Origin of the sequence: Chryseobacterium sp. ERMR1:04 (assembly GCF_001297705.1) — a bacterium.
Lineage (GTDB): Bacteria > Bacteroidota > Bacteroidia > Flavobacteriales > Weeksellaceae > Chryseobacterium.
In genome coordinates, this window is sequence record NZ_LIRF01000008.1 from 547,679 (window position 1) to 566,913 (window position 19,235).

15 protein-coding genes and 2 pseudogenes are annotated in these 19,235 nt (G+C 35.6%); 11 read left to right on the plus strand and 6 right to left on the minus strand.

Annotation, left to right across the window (positions count from 1 at the left end; all coding sequences use genetic code 11):
• The first annotated feature begins 70 nt into the window (after positions 1 to 70).
• From hemA to hemE, 6 genes and pseudogenes are all read left to right on the plus strand, one after another.
• Positions 71 to 1,345 (plus strand): glutamyl-tRNA reductase, encoded by a 1,275-nt coding sequence (gene hemA / locus AMQ68_RS19690; protein ID WP_054512302.1) that lies wholly within the window; start codon positions 71 to 73, stop codon positions 1,343 to 1,345.
• A complete protein-coding gene (hemC, locus tag AMQ68_RS19695) occupies positions 1,332 to 2,243 on the plus strand; it encodes a hydroxymethylbilane synthase (RefSeq protein WP_054512303.1) in 912 nt (303 codons plus the stop codon). Before hemA ends, hemC begins: the two co-directional genes overlap by 14 nt.
• Before the next feature lie 46 nt (positions 2,244 to 2,289).
• A pseudogene (locus tag AMQ68_RS19700) lies at positions 2,290 to 2,851 on the plus strand (DUF1287 domain-containing protein).
• A gap of 12 nt (positions 2,852 to 2,863) precedes the next feature.
• Positions 2,864 to 3,520 (plus strand): peptidoglycan recognition family protein, encoded by a 657-nt coding sequence (locus tag AMQ68_RS19705; protein WP_054512304.1) that lies wholly within the window; start codon positions 2,864 to 2,866, stop codon positions 3,518 to 3,520.
• Positions 3,520 to 4,203 (plus strand): uroporphyrinogen-III synthase, encoded by a 684-nt coding sequence (locus tag AMQ68_RS19710; protein WP_054512305.1) that lies wholly within the window; start codon positions 3,520 to 3,522, stop codon positions 4,201 to 4,203. Before AMQ68_RS19705 ends, AMQ68_RS19710 begins: the two co-directional genes overlap by 1 nt.
• A gap of 51 nt (positions 4,204 to 4,254) precedes the next feature.
• Positions 4,255 to 5,286, plus strand: a complete 1,032-nt coding sequence (gene hemE, locus AMQ68_RS19715) for a uroporphyrinogen decarboxylase (RefSeq protein ID WP_054512306.1) — start codon at positions 4,255 to 4,257, stop codon at positions 5,284 to 5,286.
• 96 nt (positions 5,287 to 5,382) lie between these two features.
• Here hemE and AMQ68_RS19720 read toward each other — a convergent pair whose 3' ends face one another.
• From AMQ68_RS19720 to AMQ68_RS19745, 6 genes and pseudogenes are all read right to left on the minus strand, one after another.
• Complete coding sequence (locus AMQ68_RS19720) at positions 5,383 to 6,015, minus strand: nitroreductase family protein (protein WP_054512307.1); 633 nt, start codon at positions 6,013 to 6,015, stop codon at positions 5,383 to 5,385.
• Positions 6,016 to 6,165: 150 nt separating this feature from the next.
• A complete protein-coding gene (locus AMQ68_RS19725; RefSeq protein WP_054512308.1) occupies positions 6,166 to 7,386 on the minus strand; it encodes an aminotransferase class V-fold PLP-dependent enzyme in 1,221 nt (406 codons plus the stop codon).
• A gap of 160 nt (positions 7,387 to 7,546) precedes the next feature.
• The gene (locus AMQ68_RS19730) at positions 7,547 to 8,188 is read right to left on the minus strand and encodes a 50S ribosomal protein L25/general stress protein Ctc (protein ID WP_054512309.1); all 642 of its coding nucleotides are present in this window, start codon (positions 8,186 to 8,188) and stop codon (positions 7,547 to 7,549) included.
• A 55-nt stretch (positions 8,189 to 8,243) separates the two neighbouring features.
• Positions 8,244 to 9,184: pseudogene (locus AMQ68_RS19735) on the minus strand (ribose-phosphate pyrophosphokinase).
• An 86-nt stretch (positions 9,185 to 9,270) separates the two neighbouring features.
• Positions 9,271 to 10,815, minus strand: a complete 1,545-nt coding sequence (locus AMQ68_RS19740) for a G-D-S-L family lipolytic protein (protein WP_054512310.1) — start codon at positions 10,813 to 10,815, stop codon at positions 9,271 to 9,273.
• A 10-nt stretch (positions 10,816 to 10,825) separates the two neighbouring features.
• Positions 10,826 to 12,061, minus strand: coding sequence for an OmpP1/FadL family transporter (locus AMQ68_RS19745; protein ID WP_054512311.1), 1,236 nt, complete (start codon positions 12,059 to 12,061; stop codon positions 10,826 to 10,828).
• A gap of 276 nt (positions 12,062 to 12,337) precedes the next feature.
• Between AMQ68_RS19745 and AMQ68_RS19750 the strand changes: the two genes are divergently transcribed.
• The 5 genes from AMQ68_RS19750 to AMQ68_RS19770 all read left to right on the plus strand — a co-directional run bounded on the left by AMQ68_RS19750 (position 12,338) and on the right by AMQ68_RS19770 (position 19,192).
• The gene (locus AMQ68_RS19750; RefSeq protein ID WP_054512312.1) at positions 12,338 to 13,789 is read left to right on the plus strand and encodes a regulatory iron-sulfur-containing complex subunit RicT; all 1,452 of its coding nucleotides are present in this window, start codon (positions 12,338 to 12,340) and stop codon (positions 13,787 to 13,789) included.
• The gene (locus AMQ68_RS19755; RefSeq protein WP_054512313.1) at positions 13,782 to 14,249 is read left to right on the plus strand and encodes a gliding motility lipoprotein GldH; all 468 of its coding nucleotides are present in this window, start codon (positions 13,782 to 13,784) and stop codon (positions 14,247 to 14,249) included. Before AMQ68_RS19750 ends, AMQ68_RS19755 begins: the two co-directional genes overlap by 8 nt.
• Positions 14,250 to 14,255: 6 nt before the next feature.
• Positions 14,256 to 16,637, plus strand: a complete 2,382-nt coding sequence (locus AMQ68_RS19760) for a penicillin-binding protein 1A (protein ID WP_054512314.1) — start codon at positions 14,256 to 14,258, stop codon at positions 16,635 to 16,637.
• Between the two features lie 75 nt (positions 16,638 to 16,712).
• The gene (locus AMQ68_RS19765; RefSeq protein ID WP_054512315.1) at positions 16,713 to 18,254 is read left to right on the plus strand and encodes a YdiU family protein; all 1,542 of its coding nucleotides are present in this window, start codon (positions 16,713 to 16,715) and stop codon (positions 18,252 to 18,254) included.
• A 92-nt stretch (positions 18,255 to 18,346) separates the two neighbouring features.
• The gene (locus AMQ68_RS19770) at positions 18,347 to 19,192 is read left to right on the plus strand and encodes a T9SS type A sorting domain-containing protein (RefSeq protein ID WP_054512316.1); all 846 of its coding nucleotides are present in this window, start codon (positions 18,347 to 18,349) and stop codon (positions 19,190 to 19,192) included.
• The last annotated feature ends 43 nt before the right edge of the window (positions 19,193 to 19,235 follow it).

The window sequence follows — 19,235 nt, forward strand, 5'->3', positions numbered from 1 at the left end:
TTTTCACGATAATTATCATATACATTATCAGAAAATAATTAATAAAAAAAGCCTTAAATTTGCAACGCTTATGCTACAATATTCCAATATACATAAAACTTCAAATTTTGCTGTACTTTCTATAAGCTATGAAAAGGCTGATGGAGAAACGCGAGGGAAATTTGCATTTTTTGATGAAAATATTAAAAATTTTGTTGCTCGAATTCACGACGAAAATTTAGGAGATGCCTTTGTGGTTTCCACCTGTAACAGAACCGAAATCTACACTACTACTCCGAATTACCTTTTGGTTGCCGAAGAATATTGTAAAACAATCGGGGTAAACATCACAGATTTCCTTCAATTTGCCAATATCCTTACCAAAGAAGAAGCTTTAACGCATTTATTCAGAGTCGCTGCAGGATTGGAGAGTCAGATCATTGGTGATTTCGAGATCATCGGACAAATTAAAAAAGCATACAGCCGTTTTAAAAAAGAGAGGCAGAATTCGAATCCTTATCTGGAAAGAGCCATTAACTCTGCCATTCAGATCTCCAAAAGAATTAAAAACGAAACTGGAATCTCCAACGGAGCCGCTTCCGTTTCTTATGCTGCCGTTCACTATATTTTAAACAACCAAAAAAGAATTACAGAGAAAAACATTCTTCTTTTAGGGGTTGGTGAAATTGGCCAAAACACAGTGGAAAATCTTGTGAAACATGTTTTCCAACCCAAAATAAAAATAGCAAATAGAACTCAGGAGAAAGCTGAAAAGATATCTGAAAAATATAACATTCCTCATGTTGACTATTCTGATTTTGACAATGAGTTGAAAAATACAGATATCCTTATCGTTGCTACCGGAGCCAAGAAACCTATTATTAATGCTTCCCACTTCCCGAACGGAAAAGAAACATTGATCATTGACCTTTCTATTCCTCACAATGTAGATAAAGATGTTACGACCAATGAAAACGTAACCTTAATTGATGTTGATGAGCTTTCAAAGCAAATTCAGGAAACCATTCAGCAGAGAGAAAAAGAAATCCCAAAAGCCGAATCTATTATCAAAGAAATGGCAAAAGAGTTTCTTGAATGGGAAAAAAAGAGAAAACTAGCACCAAATATTCACCATTTCAAAGCCGTTCTTAAAAATATGGAACGCAACGAGATGCATAATTTTTACAGAAAAAACAAATATATTAACATTACAGACATGGAGCTTTCTGAGAAAATGATTCAGAAAATCACCAATCGTTTTGCGAAATATATCATCGATAATCCTTGGAAAGCCGAAGAAATCAGTAAATTAATGCACGAAATATTAGTTGAACAACCAAACAACGAATTCAATGAAAAGCATTAGAATCGGAACCAGAAATTCCGCACTTGCACTTTGGCAGGCAAGAGAGGTTGCAAGGCACCTACAAAACAGTAATTACCTAACGGAAATTGTACCTATCGTTTCTTCTGGTGATAAAAACCTTAATCTTCCCCTTTATTCTATGGGAATTACAGGCGTTTTCACAAGAGATTTGGATGTTGCATTATTAAATGATGAGATAGACATTGCTGTTCACTCTTTAAAAGATGTACCTACTCTTTTACCGGAAAATATTGAACTTGTTTCTTATCTGGAAAGAGATTTCCCTCAGGATGTATTGATAAGAAAAGAAGAATCTAAAAATAAAGAGTTTCACGAACTGAAATTGGCAACAAGCAGTTTGAGAAGAAGAGCTTTTTGGTCAAGAAATTATCCGCATGCTGAGTTTTCAGATATTCGTGGAAATATTCAGACGCGTCTTCAAAAATTACAGGATCAGGATTTTGATGCTACCATCTTATCTTTAGCAGGAATCAAAAGAATGCAGATGGATATTGATTATGAAATGCTTCCGTTAATGATCCCTGCTCCTTCGCAAGGTGTTATTGCTGTGGCAGGACATTCTGACAAGAAAGAAATCAATGAAATCCTAAACACAATAACCAATCATAAACCTACTCAGATCTGTGTAGAAATTGAAAGAAACTTCTTAAGTACATTAGAAGGAGGTTGTACCGCACCTATTGGAGCATTTGCTGAATTTTTTGGAGATCAAATTCGTTTTAAAGCAGCCCTTTGTTCATTAGATGGGAAAAACTGTATTGCTACAGATGAAAACTTCGAATATAATGAGGTTGAAAATTTTGGGGAAAAATTCGCAAAAATAGTTCTTGAAAACGGAGGAAAAGAATTGATGGCTGAAATTAAAGGTTCTTATTAAGAACTTTTAAGCATATTTGTACCTTTATATTTTAACGTACAAAATAATGAAAAAGGCCCTGTTTTTATTGCTCCTCACATTCTGTGTGTTTACTGTAAATGCACAGAATAAATTTGCACTTCAATTATCTGATGCCGCTTTGGGGATCATAGACAAGACCATTACCTACGACCCTACTTATTTTATCCTCGCCTATCCCAATGGAGATGTTCCTTCGGATAAAGGTGTTTGCACAGATGTTGCTATCAGAGCTTACAGAAAAGTAGGTATTGATTTACAAAAAGAAGTGCACGAGGATATGGCGAAAAACTTGGAAGTTGAAAAAGCCTGACCCTAATATTGATCACAGAAGGGTTCCTAATCTTGGCGTCTTCTTTTCTAAATTCGGAAAAGTAAAATCTATTGAAACCAATCCTGCACTTTATATTCCGGGTGATATTGTTACTTGGATTTTACCAGGCAACCTAACCCATATTGGAATTGTGGTGAATAAAAAATCTGCTGACGGAAAAAGATTTTTAATCGTACATAATATAGGAAGCGGACAAGTTTTGGAAGACGTACTCTTTAAATATACCATTACAGGACATTATCAATACCCTAAATAAGCTATTTTTATTATGAAAAACCTTTTTTATGCTTTATTCGTATTGATAACATGCTTTGCGAAGGCTCAAACCAGTGAAGTTAAAATAATTAATAAACCTATTGATTATTCTACTGAAAGAACACGCCTAAGTTTGGAGTACCTTAAGGATCATTATCAAATTGTTCAAAAGTCTCCAACTATTTCACCTAAAATAATCGTCCTGCATTATACCGCAGGTGGAACCGTTGAAACCAATTATAAGTATTTCAATAAAACCTATTTGGAATCTGCCAGAAATGTTTTGAAAAAACAAAGTACGCTCAATGTTTCTTCTCAGTTTATTGTAGACAGAGATGGCACTATCTATCAACTTATGGAGCCCAATATGTTTGCAAGACACACCATTGGTCTTAATTATTGTGCAATAGGTATTGAAAATATAGGAAGCAAACAGCAACCGCTTACCGAAAAACAAATAGCCTCGAATGCTCAGCTCATTAGATTTTTAACTAAAAAATACAATATAGAATATTTAATAGGACATTCAGAATATGGTATCTTTAGAAATTCTAAACTTTGGAAAGAAACAGACCCTAATTATTTTACAACAAAAGAAGACCCAGGGAAAGATTTCATGACAAAAGTAAGACTGTTAGTTACCGATTTACATTTAAAAGATAGACCTTAATGAAAATTTTATTTACCAAAAACATAGACCAATCAATTTTAACCCAACAATTAGGAGAGGATATTTTGGTGGACTGTGTTGAGGTTATTAAGACCAACCCTATTCAGATTACTTCTTTTGATTTAAAAAACTACTCTCTTATTTTCACCAGTGTGAACGGTGTAATTTCTTTTTTCAATAATCAATTTAAGCCTAACGAAGATTTTACTGCGAAAAACTACAATAAAATATATTGTGTGGGCGAAAAAACCAAAAGAGAACTGAGAAAAAATGGTTTTGGAACTTTTAAAGTATTGAAAAATGCCGAAACGCTTTCAAAATTTATTATTACCCACTGCCAGCATGAAAAGTTTGTTCATTTCTGTGGAAACCTCGCCATTGACGTTCTCGACAAAGAACTTCCGTTACAAAATATCAAATACAATAAAGTCACTGTTTATAATACCGAAGAAATCAATCCGTTGGTACCTGAAAAATATCATGCGATAGTTTTTTTTAGTCCAAGCGGAGTTCGTAGTTTTGCAAAGCAAAATTCATTAGAAAATATGACCCTGTTTTCGATTGGAGAAACCACTTCTGGTGAGTTGAAAAAATACACCCAACAGAAGATCTATACCTCCGAAGGAAATAATCTTGTATCTATCTTTGAATTAATACAAAGAGTAGTAAAAAATAATCTTTGAAATATCTATTGCCCAACGTGTATACTGCCGGCAATATTAGTCTAATACATTATGATTAAAAACGACCTATATTTAAAAGCACTTCGCGGAGAAACCGTAGAAAGACCACCAGTTTGGATGATGAGACAAGCCGGAAGATATTTGCCGGAATTCATTGCTCTTCGTGATAAATATGATTTCTTCACGAGATGTCAGACTCCTGAGCTTGCCGCTGAAATCACCGTACAGCCTATCCGTAGATTTCCTTTGGATGCTGCCATTTTATTCTCTGATATTTTGGTAGTGCCTCAAGCCATGGGAATTGATTTTAAGATGAAGGAAAACGTTGGTCCTTGGTTAGACGATCCTATCAGAACAATGGAACAAGTACAAAATGTTATCGTTCCGGATGTAAATGATACCTTAGGATATGTATTTGACGCCATTGAATTAACATTGATAAAACTAGACAATGATATTCCATTGATTGGTTTTGCAGGTTCTCCATGGACTCTTCTTTGCTATTGCGTAGAAGGAAAAGGAAGTAAAGCTTTTGATATTGCAAAGTCGTTCTGTTTCCAACAGCCGGAAGCCGCTCATTTATTGCTTCAAAAGATCACAGACACTACGATTGCTTATCTAAAAAGAAAAGTAGAAAAAGGAGTTTCTGCGGTACAGATCTTTGATTCTTGGGGTGGAATGCTATCTCCAGCAGATTATCAGGAATTCTCTTGGCAATATATTAACCAAATCGTTGAAGCTTTAAGTCCGCTTTCTCATGTTGTTGTATTTGGAAAAGGATGTTGGTTTGCTTTGGAAGATATGACAATGTCTCCGGTTTCAGCTTTAGGTGTTGACTGGACGATCAAGCCTGAGTTAGCAAGAACGTTAACGAATCATACCATGACGCTTCAAGGGAATTTTGATCCTGCAAGATTACATTCTACACCAGAAACGATTAAAAAAATGGTGAATGAAATGATTAACCGTTTTGGAAAAGACAGATACATCGCGAATCTTGGTCACGGAATTTTACCTAACATTCCAGTAGAAAATGCTGAAGCTTTTATTAGAGCTGTTGTAGATTGGAAACCGAATAATTAAACTTTACATTATTGAAACCTTCAAGGTCTAATTCCCATAAAACAAAATCCCTTTCAGAAAGCTGAAAGGGATTTTTCTGTATATGGTATATAGAAATTATTTAATTTCTGTAATAAAATCTTCTTTAGCCTTTCTTACTTTAGCAAGGTTCACCAACCAATCGTTGGATGCTTCTCTGTAACCGATTGGCAACAGTAAAACACTTTTTAATCCTTTCTCTTTTAAGTTTAAGATTTCATCAACCGCATCAGGAGAAAACCCTTCCATTGGCGTAGAATCTACTTCTTCAAAGGCGGCTGCAATAATTGCTGCTCCGAAAGAAATATAAGCTTGTTTCGCTGCGTGCGTAAAGTTTTCTTCAGCTGATCTTTGAGGATATGTACTCAACAGCATCTGTCTGTAGTTTTCCCAACCTTCATTTTTGAAGCCTCTGATTTCATTCGTAAGATCAAACATATTATTGATTCTTTCTTCCGTATAATTATCCCAAGCTGCAAAAACCAAAAGATGAGAACAGTCTGTAACCTGTGGCTGATTCCATGCATGTGGCTTAATCTGCTCTTTTACCTCCTGATTGGTAATAACAAAGATTTCGAACGGCTGCAAACCGCTTGAAGTAGGCGCTAATCTTGCCGCCTCTAGTATTTTGTCCACTTTTTCCTGTGGCACTTTTTCACGGTTCATTGCTTTGGTCGCAAATCTCCAGTTTAATTTATTTATTAATTCCATTCGTTAAATTTTACAGGGCAAAATTAGCAGAATAAATAAAAAGAATAGATCAAAAAATTACAATTCGAAGGATTGTTAAAATCTATTACTCATGATAATATTAAATAGATCAAAAGAAAAAAGCTTCTGAATTTCAGAAGCTTTGATATATTATGACAACATTCGTTGTGCTTTTTTCACCCCTTCCACAAGAAGATCAATTTCTTCAAAAGTATTGTAAATCGCAAAACTAGCTCTCACGGTTCCTGCAATATTAAAGAAATCCATGATTGGTTGTGTACAGTGATGTCCTGTTCTCACGGCAATCCCCATTTTATCAAGAATCATCCCTACATCAGAAGAAATACCTGTTCCTTCTAAATTAAAGGAAACTACCCCTGTTCTGTTTGCCTTTTCACCATAGACTTTAAGGTTTTCTATTTCCAGCAATTGTCTTTGTGCGTATTCTAACAAAGCATTTTCATGATTCTGAATCGTAGAATGTCCTATTTTTTCAATAAAATCTACTGCTGCACCAAGAGCAATATTCCCTCCAACATTTGGAGTTCCGGCTTCATATTTAAAAGGTAAGCCTGCGTAAGTAGTTCCGTCAAAAGAACACGTGGCAATCATCTCTCCTCCTCCATGAAAAGGTGGCAAATCTTCCAATATCTCTTGTTTTCCGTATAAAATACCCGTTCCCATGGGAGCGTACATTTTGTGACCTGAAAACACGAAGAAATCACAATCCATTTTCTGAACATCAATTGTAAAGTGTGGAGCAGATTGAGCCCCATCAATCACAATATAAGCATCCGAATTTTTTCTTGTCTTAGCAATGATCTCTTCAATAGGATTTACAACTCCCAACGCATTAGAAACCTGGTTTACAGAAACTACTTTTGTTTTTTCGCTTAAATACTGATCAAGATAATCTAACTGAAGAATCCCGTTTTCATCAATTGGAATAACACGAAGCTTTGCCCCTGTTCTTTCACAAAGCATTTGCCAAGGAACAATATTTGAGTGATGCTCTAGGTAAGAAATGATAATTTCATCATCTTTTTTAAGCTTCTGTGTTAAAATATAAGCGATAAGGTTTAACCCTTCTGTTGTTCCTTTCGTGAAAATTACTTCAAAATCATGTTTAGCATTGATGAATTTCTGAATCTTTCTTCTTGAAAGCTCCATTTCTTCTGTTGCTAACTGACTTAATGTATGAATTCCTCTATGCACATTGGCATTGATTTCTGTGTAATATTGAGTCCAAACTTCTAAAACTGAATTCGGTTTTTGAGACGTTGCTGCATTATCTAAGTAAACTAACGGTTTACCGTTCACCTGCTGGTTTAATATAGTAAACTGACTTCTTATTTCGTGAATGTCAAACATTTATTAAAATTTTAAATTAAAATGCTCTTATTTAGAACTCTTCAAATTTACGGCTTTTTTTCCGAAAGAAAATTGCATGAACATGATTATAGATTTAATCTAAAAATAAAAAACCTGCCAAAATACATTGACAGGTCTTATATTGTGATTAAGAAATTTCTTATTCAGCTGCTGCTTCTTCTGTTGCAGGAGCATCTCCTTCAACTTCTGTTGCAACTTCTTCTTCATCGTCATCATCAGCTGCTGCACCTTTGATTGCATTTCTAGACATTTTAACAGCTACAACAACTGCATTGTCTGGGTGTACAAAAGTATATCCTTCAGCTTTGATACCTCCAACATACAATTTGTTACCAATTTTAAGTGAAGTAATATCTACCACAACTTCGTCTGGCAAGTTTGCAGGAATAGCTTTTACTTTCAATTTTCTGAAAGACTGACGTAAAACACCACCAGCTACAACACCTTTAGAACGACCAATGATTCTTACAGGAACTTCCATAACAACTGGCTTATCGTCAGATAATCTGTAGAAGTCTGCATGAATAATTCTGTCCGTAATTGGGTGGAACTGAATATCTTGAAGAACAGCAGGAATTACCTGTCCGTCAACTTCAATAGATACCGTGTGTGCTTCAGGAGTATATACCAAACCTTTGAACGCTTTCTCTGTAGCAGAGAAGTTCAATGGCTCACCACCTCCGTAAACAACACAAGGAACTAATTCAGCATCACGTAAAGCTTTTGTCGACTTTTTGCCCACGCTTTCTCTTTTTGTACCTTGAATTGTAATTGATTTCATTTATAAAAATTTAAAAATTTGTTTAAAGTTTAATTTGCAAACAGCTAAATATCAATTAAATAACAAACTTACTGCTAATTGATTGATGCTCATGAACCATCTTCATAACGTCCGCAAATAGAGGGGCGCAAGATAGCACTTTTATTTTAGTTGTCAAATTATTTTTCACAGGAATTGAGTCAGTTACAATAACTTCCAACAATTTCGAGTTCTCAATATTATCGTAAGCTTTTCCTGAAAGCACTCCATGAGTAGCCATCGCTCTTACTGATTTTGCTCCTTTCTCCATTAAAATGTCTGCAGCTTTGCAAAGTGTTCCCGCAGTATCGATCATATCATCGATTAGAATAACATTCTTTCCTACAACATCTCCGATAAGGAACATTTCTTCTCTATTACATTTGCTTTTTTTCTTTCCTTGTAAGCAATTACTACATCAGCACCTAAGTGACCTGCATAGTTTTTCGCTCTTTTTGCACCTCCCATATCCGGAGAAGCAATTGTAAGATTATCTAAGTTTAGATTTCTTATGTAGTCTACAAAAATGCTAGAAGCATACAAATGATCCACAGGAATTTCAAAGAATCCTTGAATTTGGTCTGCATGCAGATCCATCGTCATAATTCTTGTTGCTCCCGCAGCAGTTAAAAGGTTCGCAACCAATTTTGCCCCTATCGGTGCTCTTGGCTTGTCTTTTCTGTCTTGTCTTGCAAGCCCAAAGTACGGAAGTACTACAGTAATACTTTTTGCAGAAGCTCTTTTCGCTGCATCAATCATTAGAAGAAGTTCTAAAAGATTGTCTGCCGGAGGGAACGTAGATCCGATTAGGAAAACTCTCCCACCTCTTACAGATTCGTCTAAAACAGGCTCAAACTCTCCGTCGCTAAACTCCTGAAAGTTGATTTTCCCTAATTCTTTCCCATAATACTGGGCAATTTTTTCTGCCAAGACCTTACTCGTTCTTGTACAAAATAGATAACTTAACTGATCGGCCATTTTTACTTTTTAAAAGATTTTGCAAATTTATAAAAAAACCACAAGAATTACTCCTTGTGGTTCATATGTTTTTATTTTCCTTTTGATTAAGGGAACTTCACGCCCGAATAATTATTCGCATTTACCTGTGGTAAAGAAGATTTGTAAGTCGCATTAATTGACTTAATAAATTCATTAGCAATAATTGCATACCCTCTACCCGTAAGATGTACTCCATCTAAAGAGAAGGCTCCACCTGTTACAAATTTAGCAGTGTATCTCACACCATCCCAAGAAACTCCTGACTGAGTACCAAGCTCATTCATTTTCTTGTTAGCATCTACAAAAGCATAACCTTTTGAAGCCGCCGCAGCTTTAATGGTAACATTATAAGCATCAATTGCAGTATTGATTTCTGTAATTTCTGATGGTATTAAAATATATTTATCTGCAAATGGATAAGCAATTCCTCTTGCAGAAAGAGCCGCAAGCGCCGTTGGTTCAGTCGATCCAATTGCTGCTTTACTCGTTAAAGGAACTAAATCTCCAGTTTTCGCCTGTCTTGCCTGCCCGTAAGTTGCTCCAAGATAAGTAGCCAAAGCAACCAATTGAGGATTTCCTGACGCAGTTGCTGCTGCTGTAATCTGAACTTTTAAATCAGGCAAACTTTCATCCTTAATTAATAAAGGATTTGCTTCTGTTTTAGAAAGCAATTTAATTCTGCTTCCTGCACCAACAGCAGTTAAAATCTGACTTAACGGACCGTATAAATTCGTATTTAAATTATCAATATTTGCATTCCCTGCAGCTACATTCCCTCCACCCAAAACAGAAGCTGTTAAAGGATTTGTTGGAATTGTTGTTAGAGAAGGAATAGATGTTACACTAGGAATATTTGCAATTACACCTTTAGCATTTGTAGTCGCAATCTCAGCAATCAATGCATTATAATATTGAGCAAACAGAGCAGGAGGCGTTAAAGTTTCCACAGAACTATCTGCACCAGCCAAAGCATACAATAAAGCATCATTATTACCGATCCATAAAGAGAAGAATGTAGGACTTTGAGCTTTGAAATCCTTAATCACAGATGTTGTAGGCGTTGACGCAAATCTTACGAAGTAAGGATTAGCAGTACCTAAAGCAACCCCTTGCACATTCCCATAACCATCTGCCAGTAAATGCGCAACCTTAGCTCCCGGAACCCCCATGTTGTTGAAAGGACCTGTTAAAACAGTATTTGTTAAAGTTGTTGCAACATTATTATTAGCATTTTTGATATCAGGAGAACCAGCAATAAAACTGTCAATATAAAGTTTCGTACTTGCAATTTGAAGATTGGTAGTACCACCTAAATTAAGAAGAAGCCCTCCGTTATTATCCGGCATTAAAGGTTGTTTAAAATCTCCGCCGCCAACTAATTTCATTTGCTGAGCAATCATAGAAGGATAAGATTCATTTTGTCCATCAGCATAAAGAGCACCGTCTCTATAGCCTGAAGTCAAAGAGTTTCCTAAAGAAATATATTTAGTAAAATCGGCTTCTCCTTTACTTACAACAACGTCTTTTACGTCCGTATCGAATTCATGTTCGCAACTCGTTGTAAAAAATAACGCGGAAATAGCGATTGTAGAAATTATAATTTTTTTCATAGTCTTTCAATTAAAAAGGATTATAAGATAAACCTAGACCTACATAGAATGCCGTAGCTGTAGACTGTCCATAGAAACCAAGTAAACTATTTTTCACATCTCTTGCCTGAGGTATTGCATATCCTCCAGCAATATCAACTCCGAATTGTTTTAGTTTAAATCCAACCCCTCCTGTTACCACATACGTATTGTATGAAGGTGTTTCAGGAATAAAGTTTTCGTCAGTATATGGAGATTCATCATAATAAGCACCAAGACGACCAAAGATCTTATCTGTAAATGCATACTGAGTTCCCAATCTAAATGTCTTAGAATTTTTAAAGTTTTTAGGAGAAACAGAAACCGTAGGATCTGATGGCTGATTTCCAACCGGAGCTTTACCAAAATCCAACGTCAGCTGACTGTATCTTTCCCATCCGTGATAGTTGAAATCCGCAGAAACCAACCATTTCGGAGTAATTTTATACGTTAAACCTATCGTATACTCCTCCACCAAAGGTAATGTTGCAGTAAAACTATCTTTACCTGATGTATCCAGACCTAATAATGGATAAACACTAGATGTCGGAAAACTGAAAGTAGCTGTTCCTTTCTTAGCTTTCATATCAACCGGTGAGCGGTAAGCGATACTTACGTCAAGTTTTGGATCTGGCCTGAAGTAAAAACCAAAACCATATCCATGCCCGCTCGCCTTACTGTCTAGATTAAGTTCACCACCAAATTGTGTAATAGCCTTATCCCAGTTCACAGATCCTTTAGCGTAGATATAACTTGCACCAAACGCAAACCAATCATTAAATTTATATGAAATCATGGGCTGAAAATAGAATGCTTTCAACTCAAGTTTTTCAACCATCTCTCTTCCTTCCCAGTTATTTGGATACTCAATAGTACTCCCAAAAGGGGTAGAAAAGCTGAAACCAATAGATAATTTGTCAATTGGTTTATAAGCAATAGCAGCATAAAGTGGGGTTCCGATAGGATTATCCGTTTCTGTACTCTGCAGCGTATTTGTATTCTGGAAAGTCACTTTATTACCCGCAGCAAAACCTCCTACTGATATACTCAGTCTTGAAGGAATAAATGACATACCCGCTGGGTTAAAAAATGCCACACTTGCATCTTCAGCATGTGCACTAGTATGTGCCATTGCCAATTGTTTTACCCCTTGCAAAGAAACCCTGAAGCCTCCTGCGTAAGATAGAACACCTGCCAATAAAGCAGTTGATACTAATATTTTTTTCATAGACTATTATTATATAACCCAAATATAAAATTATTTTGGCTACACCTGTTAATAAATCTTAAAATTTTAAACAATATGCCAAAAGAAAATTATGTTTAAAATAACACTTTAATAAAAAAAGCCCTTAAACACATAGTTATTAGATATTTAATAACCTTTTGCCGAGTAATCAAGTTTTTAGTTTAATATTAAACAATGATCTTGATGAATATTTGAATTTTTTAGAATTACATAAAGATAAAAATATATAAATTTGCAGGAACAAATAAAAGTTATATGAGTTGTGGATGTAAAACATCCGGCGATTCTGCACATTCTTGCGGACCCAAGAAAACCGCGAATGGCTGTGAAAGCGTAAATACCTGTGGTAATAGTTATAAATTAAGTGTTTTCGACTGGCTATCTAACATCAATAATCCGGCATCTAATAGGTGTGATTATGTAGAAGTTAGATTTAAAAATGACAGAAAATTATTTTATAAAAATGTAAATAATGTTCCTTTACATATTGGTAGCGTAGTAACAGTAGAATCTAGTCCCGGACATGATGTAGGTGTGGTAAGTCTCACCGGAGAATTAGTGAAAATTCAGATGAAGAAGAAAAGAACTTCTGAAGAATCTGCACTTAAAATATACAGATTAGCCAACCAAAAAGATATTGAAGTCTGGCAGGAAGCTAGAAAAAAAGAAGATAACGTAAAAATAGACGCTAGAAAAATCGCTCACAGACTGGGACTTGAAATGAAAGTTACAGATGTTGAATACCAAGGTGATGCTTCTAAGGTTACATTTTATTACACTGCTGATAACCGAATAGATTTCAGACAGTTAATTAAAGACTTTGCTTCTACTTTCAGAACGAAAATCGACATGAAACAAATTGGTTTCAGACAGGAAGCAGCAAAAGTTGGAGGAATCGGATCATGCGGAAGAGAGCTATGTTGTTCTACGTGGTTAACAGATTTCAGATCAGTAAACACCAACGTTGCAAGATATCAGCAGTTGAGTATCAACCCTCAAAAACTGGCTGGGCAATGTGGTAAACTTAAATGTTGTCTTAATTATGAATTAGACAGCTATCTTGATGCATTAAGCCACTTCCCTTCTTCTTCTACAACGTTAGACACAGAAAAAGGAAGAGCATTTTGTATTAAGATTGACGTTTTCAAAAAGAAAATGTGGTTTGCATACATCGACAGTTCGGTTGCGTGGTATGATTTTGATATTGATTTGGTTAAAGAATTAATTGCAAAAAATAAAAAAGGAGAAAGAACGTTGCCTCTTGAGGATCTTAAGCAACCTGACGCTCCTTTGCACACCATTGATCTTATTCAGGAAAACAGTGTTGATAGATTTGAGAAGAAAAATAAAAGCTTTAACAAAAACAGACCTCAAAATCAGAATCAAAACAGGCCAAACCAAAATCAAAGCGGTCCTAACCAAAGTCCAAGAAAAAACAGACCTGAAAGATCAGATCGACCTCAAAATACGGAAAAGTCTGAACGCCCGGAAAGAGTTGAAAGACCAGCAAGGACAGAAAACCAGAATCCGAACGCCAACCCTAATCCTAACAAGCAGAGACCTCAAAAGCCTCAACAACAGCAGCAACCAAAAGCTCAGTTAGAAAAAGCAGAAGCAGCGGTAGATCCTGAGAACAAGCCTCAACCTAACCCGAACAAGAAAAAATTCAAGAAAAAGTTTCCTCCAAAAAAAGATAACAATGCATAAAATTTTAGGAGTATTAACTCTTATCCTTTTCTTTAGCTGTAAATCTTCTCCGGAAGGTGAAACAGTCACAATGAATTCTGTTGATAACAAATGGAATAAGAAAAGTGAGCAAAAATTTAATCTTGAAATTTCAGATCCACAAAATCCTAAAAACATTATATTTGTTGTAAGGAATAACAATAATTACCCTTACAGCAATATAAGATTTATTGTAAATTTCACCAATCTTCAGAACAAAAAGAAGGAAACAGACACCTTAAATTATGTATTGGCAAAGCCCAATGGAGAATGGCTTGGTACAGGTTTTGGAGACACGAAGGAGACCCTTTTTCAATATAAATTGAATTATAAGTTTCCGGAAAAAGGCAAATATGAAATCGGCATGGTGCAAGCCATGAGAAATGATGCCCTTCCTGGAATTGAAGATATTGGAGTAAAAATAGAAACGGCTAAACCGTAATTATCAATGGAAGATAACAAAAGAAACGTAGGAAGCAAAGGAAAAACATTCCCTCTTCCTCCCAAAAAGAATGGCAAAAAAACCGGTTGGAAAAAATGGGTTAGCATTATTTGGATTGGACTCATTGCAGTTGTTCTAGGAATTTCAGGACTTTTCTTTGCTGTTTCTCAAGGTTTTCTTGGAGAAATGCCCGATGTAAAAGAGCTTGAGAATCCTGATATTTACGTAGCCTCTGAAATTATTTCATCAGATGGAGTTCTTCTAGGCAAATTTGAAAAAGAAAAAACGCAGCCTATTACTTACAAAGAACTTCCTCCTTTCCTTATTTATGCATTACAAGCTAAAGAGGACGAAAGGTTCAAAGAACACTCTGGAATTGATTTAAGATCTATTTTAAGAGCTGTAAGGTATGGTGGCGACAGAGGTGGAGGTTCTACAATTACACAACAGTTGGCTAAACTTTTATTCACCAAAGAACCTTCTAAAAATCCAATAAAAAGGGTTATTCAAAAGCTTAAAGAATGGTCCGTTGCGGTAAGTCTTGAAAAAAGATATACCAAGGAAGAGATTATCACTTTATATTTTAATAAGTTTGACTTTACCTACAATGCCAACGGTATTGAAATGGCGTCAAAAATTTATTTTAACAAGTCAACCTCTCAACTCACTCTTCCGGAGGCAGCAATGTTTGTAGCAATGCTAGAAGCTCCTATTGCAAACAACCCGATGAGAAATCCTGAAAGAGCAAAAAGGAGAAGAGATGTTGTACTCGCTCAAATGTTGGAAACAGGATATATTGATCAAACAACTTATGATAAAGCAACATCATCAGCCGTAAAAACTGACTATCAACCGATCAAAAATATCAGTGATGACTACTCTGCTTACTATAAGTTTTATTTGAAAAAAGAGATTGATACTTACCTTAAAGATTACGAGAAACAGACCGGTAAGAAATTAAACCTTTACAAAGACGGTTTAAAAATATATATCACTCTTGATTCTAAGATGCAGAAATACGCAGAGCAATCAATCAGAGAACATTTAACAGATCTTCAAAAAAGATTTGATGCCGAGCAAAGAGGTAGAAAAAACAGACCTTTCTATTACTTAACAAATACGCAGGTTAACAGCGTAATGCTTCAGGCAATGAAAAGAACTGGACGTTACAAGCAATTAAAAAGAGCTGGTATTTCTGAAGACTCAATCATGATGGAGTTTCACAAACCAATCAAAACTTCACGTTTCACATGGGCCGGAGAAGAAGAAGTGGAAATGTCTCCTTGGGATTCTATCAGATACCATAAACAAATTGCTCAGGCAGGTTTAATGTCAATGGTTCCGGGAACAGGTGAAATTAAAGCTTGGGTTGGAGGAATCGACTGGCAACATTTCCAGTATGATCACATCAAACAAGGAAAAAGACAGGTCGGTTCAACATTTAAGCCTTTTGTGTACGCAACGGCTATTATGAAATTAGGAATGACGCCTTGTTCAACGGTATCCAATGGAACTTATGATCACAACGGATGGCATGTTCCGGGAAGAGGAGGAATGCTAACCTTAAAAGATGGTTTAGCACACTCTCAAAACCCGATTGCCGCAAGACTTATTGAAATGACTGGTGTTGATGCTGTAATTCAAACAGCAAGAGACTTAGGAGTAACAGAAGAAATTCCGAGAAACAATACCATTGCTTTAGGTTCATCAGATATTACCATCTATGAAATGCTTGGGGCTTACAGTACTTTCGCCAACTATGGAAATCACAACAAACCGGAAATGATCTGGAGAATTGAAGATGCCAACGGTAGAGTGATCAAAGAAGTAAATGTAGAACCAAAAGAAGTAATGAATCCGCTATACGCTTACACCATGATTGAACTCATGAAAGGGGTGGCACAATACGGAACTGCTTCTGGTGAATTAGGAAGAAGAGGAATCTCAAAAGCGGTAGAAATTGCTGCTAAAACAGGGACAACACAAAATAACTCCGATGGTTGGTTTATGGGAATTACGCCAAAACTAGCAACAGGAGCTTGGGTTGGATGGGAAGATAGAGCAACCCACTTCTTAGGAACAGGTGAAGGACAGGGAGCAAAAATGGCATTGCCAATTTGGGCAATCTTCATGAAGAAAGTGTGGGCTGATAAAACATTAGGAATTTCTCCTGATGATAAATTCACAAAACCTTCCGATTGGAAAGATGGATGCTCTGGCTTAAAAGGCATTGGAGGCGGTTATGGTGATGATGGAGGCCTTCAGACGATGGACGAAATCAAAAATCCAAGACCTGTAGAACGTACCCCTAAAAACAACTCTGACAAGAAAGAAGAAAATGTGAATGAAAACCTACATTCCTCAGACGAAGTAGATTTCAATAAATAAATTCTCTTTTAGAAATACACAAGACCTTTCAATTATTTGGAAGGTCTTTTCTTTTATTATTAATAACTTTGATACATGAATATCGAAAACATCAAACAACCTTTTATAAAAATGTTTCCTGGAGATTTTTCCGGCAATACCATTCAAAGAAATACGCCTAAAGTTTTATTTTCAACAGTAGATCCTGTTAGTTTTGAAAACCCAGCATTGATTGCATTCAATGAAGAACTTTCGGAGGAAATAGGATTAGGAAAGTTTGAAGAGAAAGATTTAGATTTTCTTGTGGGAAATAACCTTCCTGAAAACATACAAACATACGCTACCGCTTATGCAGGACATCAGTTTGGAAACTGGGCAGGACAATTAGGTGATGGAAGAGCAATTTTAGCCGGTGAAATCACAAATGATTCAGGTAAAAAAACAGAAATTCAATGGAAAGGAGCCGGCGCAACTCCTTACTCCAGACATGCAGATGGAAGAGCAGTGTTGAGGTCTTCAGTTCGCGAATATTTAATGAGTGAGGCTATGTTTCATTTAGGCGTTCCAACAACAAGAGCATTAAGTTTAGCTTTTACTGGAGAAGACGTCGTAAGAGATATGATGTACAGCGGAAACCCTCAAGCCGAAAAAGGCGCAGTGGTCGTAAGAACAGCAGAAAGCTTCCTTCGATTTGGTCATTTTGAATTGATTTCTGCACAACAGGAATACGACACCCTACAAAAGCTTGTTAATTTTACCATTGATAATTACTATCCTGAAATTACTTCCGAAGGAAATCAAAAATACAAAGACTTCTTTCAAGACGTTTGCAAAAGAACAGCAGATTTGATGGTAGAATGGTTTAGAGTAGGCTTTGTTCATGGCGTAATGAATACGGATAACATGTCGATCTTAGGACTGACAATAGACTACGGCCCTTATTCCATGATGGATGAATATGATTTAAACTTTACCCCAAACACAACCGATTTACCCGGAAGAAGATATGCCTTTGGAAAGCAAGGACAGATTTCCCAATGGAATCTTTGGCAATTGGCCAATTCACTAAATGTATTGATTGAAGATGAACAGCTTTTAGAAAAAACATTAAATGAATTCGGAGACTATTTCTGGAAAACTCATGACACTATGCTGTGCAAAAAATTTGGCTTTGACCAATTGCTTGATGGTGACGAAGAATTTTTCACAAACTGGCAAGGATTGATGCAAGAATTACAGTTAGACTATACTTTATTTTTTAACGAATTAGAGAAAATTAGCCGTAAATATGATTTAAAAGATAATTTTCAAAGGATTTCATACGTTTCACTGCATCCTGAAAAGCTTTTAAAAATTGAGGATTTCATAAATACATACAACATAAGATTAACTCGAAATTTGATTTCAAAAGAAGAATCAATTATTCTAATGCAGAAAACAAATCCTAAATTCATTTTAAGAAATTTTCATTTATACCAATGTATCGAAGAAATTAATTTAGGAAAAACAGAAATGCTTAATAAATTAACAACAGCATTAAAAAATCCTTATCAAGAATTTTATCCTGAATTTTCAACAAAAAGACCCTCTGAGTATGATGACATTTCAGGATGCTCCATGCTTTCTTGCAGTTCATAAAATTATTAACCCACAATCAATATCCTTTTTTTAATGAGCTTTTTTCATTATTCTGGTTTTTTTTGTTATTTTTACATAAAATAAAAAATATTATGAAAAAAATTCTACTATCTTTAAGCATATTGTTTATTGGAGCCTCTATAGAAGCACAGACATTATTATCAGAAAACTTTGAAGGAACAACATTTCCTCCAACAGGATGGACAAGAACAAGCACAGTATCATCAAGACCTTGGGATTTTAGTCCTGTTGTTTTTGGAACGGGAGCATCAGAATTTTTAATTTCTGGAACCAAATCTGCAGGTATTAATTTTACTACTTCAGCAAATACTGCAAATTTAGTAAGTCCTTCATTTAGCCTAGCTGGAACTACATCTCCATCTTTAAGTTTTAAAGCAGTAATAGGCTACTCATACATGAAAGTTCTTGATGCAGGAAATTTACTTGCACAAATTTCTACCAATGGTGGAGCAACATGGACAACATTATGGAATGAAGATGATGAAGTAGGCTTCATAGATGATGGAGACGGGGATATTGATACTGATCTTTACAATTTAAATATTGTACCGGTACAAGTAAGTTTAACACCATATATTGGACAAACAAATGTTCAAATTAGATTCCGTTATGTAGCAACAGACGCAGATGGGGTTTCAATAGATGATGTTGTAGTTTCATCTGGCACCTTAGCAACAAACGAAGCATCTTCAAAATTAAAATCAGTAAGCATCTACCCTAACCCAACAAAAGGAGAAATCAATATCAAAACTGATAAAAAGATAAAATCTTCAGCAGTGTTAGACTTCTCAGGAAAATCAGTATTGAAATCAACATCTGATAAAGTAGATATCTCTTCTCTTCCAAAAGGAACCTATTTAGTGCAAGTAGAATTTGCAGACGGAACAACAACTACAGAAAAAGTAATTAAAGAATAATTGCTTTCCACATAATCTTTTAAAGCTCATCAAAATTGGTGAG